A 4,675-nucleotide genomic window follows, 5' to 3' on the forward strand; every position below is an offset into this window, starting at 1 on the left:
AAATCAATTAGTTAGTCTAGACTAACTTGATTAAAGTGCCCCCTTATTTGGGGTAGAGCCGAAATATCTGTATAAATCGGACTATCCGAAGAACGATATATTCATCAAAAGATATAAATCTTCATGTATGTGGGCTATAAGCAGCCGATTCTGCTAATCGGCATTCCTTTTTTGTATGGATTACAAGATGTGTAAAAGATTCAGTTGCTCATAACCAAGAGGACGCCAGGATAATTTGAGTTTTTACTTACTATAGAGTCTTTCTTGATAAAGTATGCCTGCTGCTAATTCTTCATAAAGACGGATAACACTTAGTAACTGTTCTAATTTGCTGATGGTTAATCTATAGTCTTGTTGGTTGATATCTATCCTACTATATAACAAATCATTATGGCTAATAAGGCCTTTGCGATAAAGTTCCTGTTGCAATTGATATCTTTTCTTTAATGAGGCTAAAGAGAGAAAATCTTCATGGTATTTCGCCATAAACTTCTGATTGGCAGCAATACTATTTGCAATCAGACGCAATGCATTTTGGATGACATTATTATATTCTGCCAAACTCCTATTAAAAATAGCTTTACTAGTGATAATTTGGCCAAATAAAGAGGGTGATAAGTTAAATGTTGCATACATATCGCCATAAGATGCTGAATGTGTTGGACTATTAAAAGTGCCATTTAAACTCGCCCGTCCCCAAAAATAATCTAGGGTTACGGCTGGGAATAATTGTGCTTCTGCAATATTGATTCCACTACATGCCGCAAGAAGAGACGTTACAGCAACCATGACATCCGGGCGGCGGAGAATAACTTGAGTATTAATTTTATTTAGTGGTATGGCTTTACTTGGTATGTTAATAAATGATTTATTGGATTTTATTTGTCCTGGGGGCTGATTAATTAAATAACGTAGTGCATTTTCGCTTGCGATGATATTGTTTTGTACTTGCTTTTGCTGCCCTAGAATGCTTTGTAATTGGCTAGTTAAGGTTAACAATTGTAGATTATTTGCTAATCCCTGTTTTTTTGCTATTTCTAACGCGGCTATAAGTTTTTTATTATCTTGTTCAATTTGCTTTAGTAGAGCTAATTGGTGATTCCATGCGAGGAGAGAAAAATAACTACTTATTACTTCTCCAATAACAGTCAAACGAACACCAAGGTAATATGCTTTGGAACGCTCCAAGATAAATTCTGCTTTTTTTTGCTGAAAATAAAGCGCAACGAAATTTTGGTAATAGCTGGGAAGAGCGCCATAAAACACCCCAGGATTTCCTAAAGCAGGATCTTGGGCGAACCCCATTAAAAGATTCAAGCCTGGAAGCCAATTTAAGCGAATCGTTTGCAGCTCAGCCTGTGCAACACGAATTGATTGCTTTGCTACGGTAACATTATTATTGTAAAGAAGTGCTTGCTCTACAAGCTGATTGAGAAGGGGGTCTTTAAAATCTTGCCACCAAGCTTGATAAGGAAGTCTATTTAATGCATCATTGCTTGAGTCTTGCAGATATTTAGGAATATAAATTGGCGTGAGTCGTGAATTTTTTGCGCTTGGCATACATGCTACTAGCACAATTGTCATGACTAAAATAATTAGCGTTGCCAGGCTGCGCAATTAAAGGGATCCATAAGAATAACATGACTAATATTGAAAAATGGTAACACAAAAGCTTCGAAAGTTAAAACCTTATACAGTTTTGCTTTTCTTGGTCTTGTTCGCAATTTTATATTACTTTTTCTCTTTTTTAATTCCATTTACTAATAATGCGTTTGTCGTTGCCAATGTTCGCCCGGTAGCCGCTATCGTCAGTGGGTATGTTACTGATTTATACGTTAAAAATGAACAATCTGTTCGTAAGGGACAGCCTTTATTTACTGTTTTCCAAGAACCTTATCAGCTCACTTATAATAGGCTAGTTGAGGAGGTGCGTACTGCAAAAGCGGATCTTCAAAGCTTACAATACCAGCTTCAAAAAGAGAAACAATTACTCATACAATACACTCAAGAATACAAGAGAATTCACTTAAATTTTTTTCGTAATAAAGCGGTTTTAAAATCAGGAGCAATTTCTGAAATTAATGTCAAAGATTTACAATATGAAGATCTTGGCAGTTTAGCCAAAGTGGACATGCAAAAACAGCAAATTAGCGTGGTTGAAAAAAATATTCAGAGCCTACAACACAAAATCAAAGCGTTGATTTATAAAATGCGTTATGCCAAAGTTAATTTAGAACAAACTACTGTTTATGCCCAAAGTAACGGCCGTATTCAAAATATGTTTTTATCTTTGGGAACACCCATAGAAATTAATAAACCTATATTTTCTTTTGTTGATACTGAGAGTCTTTATATTCAAGCCAATTTTACTGAGCTGGATTTACGTATGGTAAAGACCGGCAATAAAGTCTACATTATTCCTCGAATGTACTTTGGCACAAAATTATACCACGGAACAGTGGTATCTGGTGCTTGGGCTGCTAATCGACAAATTACCAACCCCAAGACTCAGCTACAAACTGTAACCAATGATACGAATAATTGGATACTTTTGCCTCAGCGTTTTCCTGTACAGATTAAAATCACTGATTATGACCCCAAACATTATCCTCTGCCCATTGGAGCGACGTGTTATGTCATTATCCAGGTATAATTTCCCTATAGAAATGACACGCCAAAAAACAATAATGGCTGCACGTATGGCCATTGGTACGATCATTAGTTTTATCATTACAACATATTTTACTCTTGTTGAGCCAACTTGGGTCTATATTTCTTTATTCATTATTTTGTTTGAACAACATACTATTGGCGCTTCCTTGACTCGTTGTTCCATGCGAGCGTTTGCGACGATTAGTAGTGCATTATATAGCCTTATTATTATTTTTCTTTTCCATAATAATTATCTTATGAATCTTATTGGATTTGTGGTAGGGATTTTTTTATATACCTATTTATTTTTAGGAACCAAAAAAAGTTATATTGGAATCTTGGGTTGTGTAACCCTGGCTATTTGCCTCATTAATTATAATAACTTTTCGTATGTGTTTATACGCCCTACCAATGTGATTATTGGTATATTAATAGGCTTCTTTACCCTGCGATTTTTCTTCCCAAGCCGAGCCACAAAAATGCTCATTTTAGAAATGCAAGAATTTCTAGCCGAATATGCCACTTTATCTATATACCTTGCAAACATAGATGATTCAACAACAGACTTGCCTGAACGGTTAACTCAGTGCGAATCCAACATCTTAGCGCTTATCCCTCATTTTCAAACACTAATTAGTGAGACACGGGTTGAAATCGGCAAAGACTCTGGATTTACCCAAGTTGCGGCTGATATTTTACAATCTTTCCGGCATATTTTCCGTTACTATGCCTCAATAATTGCTTTGATTCTTTATAAGGGAGTGATACTCAATGAAAAGGATAGGGAACACTTTATTTTTTTAAGTAACGCTATGATACAGTTAAAAGAAAATCTCTCTTACTTGAAGCATACGCGCAATTTAGTTGCTGCTCCTGATTTAATGCCTCAAAAGGATGAAAATCTATTATCTTTAATGCTTAGTTTACTTGTTACAGAATGTAGTTCCCTGGAAATTAAGATCAATAAATTAATACGAATGGCTAAAGTAGTTAAGTTAGAATAAAAGAAATCATTTTTATCCTGAAAGGTAGCGATTTTTCTGGGCAGTGAATTCAATATATTGCTTCCTTGCCTTAGTTGTTTATTCCAATGCGACATCATGAAGAGTCAAAGATTATCCTTAATGTGCTTTAGGTAAAAATTCAAATATCATCGGAGCAAGATTTTGGGGATCTGAAAGTGACTCGTTAAAGAAGAGTCTCAAAGAACTGTTTGCACCCAATCTTGAATGACTGCCACAGGAAAAAGCTACTTTTTGACTTTGGGTAAGCGTATTAATATTTTGTATGACTTCATCAAACGCTTGTTGATTCACGATGTCGGCATTCAAAATTTCTTGTAGAAACTCCCGATATTGAACTAACGTATTGAAGTTCTCTTGTGTATCAAGCCGTGGTACTGCTTGACATAATTTCAAAAGTACTGGCGCGAGCTTATCGGCATATGGAGCATGCTGGCTGAGTAGGATAAAGTTTTCTTGCATATCAAGCCGTGGCATCGCTTGGCTTAAGTACAAAAGCGCCCGCGAGATCTTATCGGCGTACTGAGCCTGTTGGATTAAGATGATAAAGTTAGCTTGCGTATCAAGCCGTGGCTCCCAGCATAAGCATTCAACTCCTTCGGCGAGCTTGTCGGCATATTGAGCCTGTTGAATTAGAAGGATAAAGTTTTCTTGCGTATCAAGCCGCGGCTGCGTTTTGCTTAAGCGCCAAAGCGCTTGGGCGATTTTATCGGCATATGGCGCCTGTTGAGTCAGTAGGGTAATATTTTCTGGTGTATCAAGCGGTGGTTGCGCTTGGCGTAAGCAAGCAAGTGCCTGCTCGATCTTATCGGTATACTGAGCTTGCAGAATTGCTTGAATCACATTAGTAGAAGATGCTGCCATTGTTGTTCCTCATCTTGATTATTTTGGAAAAGCAAGTGTTTTTTGATTATTGGGTATTTGGCTCTACCCCAAATAAGGGGCACTTTAATCAAGTTAGTCTAGACTAACTAATTGATTTCGCGATCAAATTGGAGATT

General features: G+C 36.6%; 4 protein-coding genes. 2 read left to right on the forward strand and 2 right to left on the reverse strand.

Annotated features, from left to right (window positions below; genetic code table 11):
- Positions 1–243 precede the first annotated feature (243 nt).
- Positions 244–1,560 (reverse strand): TolC family protein, encoded by a 1,317-nt coding sequence (locus A8O27_RS17835; RefSeq protein ID WP_058460019.1) that lies wholly within the window; start codon positions 1,558–1,560, stop codon positions 244–246.
- A gap of 97 nt (positions 1,561–1,657) precedes the next feature.
- Between A8O27_RS17835 and A8O27_RS17840 the strand changes: the two genes are divergently transcribed.
- Both A8O27_RS17840 and A8O27_RS17845 read left to right on the forward strand, forming a co-directional pair.
- On the forward strand, positions 1,658–2,653 hold the full coding sequence (locus A8O27_RS17840; protein ID WP_058460017.1) for an HlyD family secretion protein: 996 nt from the start codon (positions 1,658–1,660) through the stop codon (positions 2,651–2,653).
- Entirely contained in the window at positions 2,634–3,656 is a 1,023-nt protein-coding gene (locus A8O27_RS17845) for an FUSC family protein (protein WP_174223905.1), read from the forward strand. Before A8O27_RS17840 ends, A8O27_RS17845 begins: the two co-directional genes overlap by 20 nt.
- 117 nt (positions 3,657–3,773) lie before the next feature.
- On the opposite strand, the gene A8O27_RS17850 is transcribed toward A8O27_RS17845, so the two are convergent.
- Positions 3,774–4,538: a hypothetical protein gene (locus A8O27_RS17850; protein WP_058460018.1), complete on the reverse strand. Its 765-nt coding sequence runs from the start codon at positions 4,536–4,538 to the stop codon at positions 3,774–3,776.
- Positions 4,539–4,675: the final 137 nt, after the last annotated feature.

The sequence above is a fragment of the Legionella bozemanae genome (genome assembly GCF_001648595.1).
Taxonomy (GTDB): domain Bacteria; phylum Pseudomonadota; class Gammaproteobacteria; order Legionellales; family Legionellaceae; genus Legionella; species Legionella bozemanae.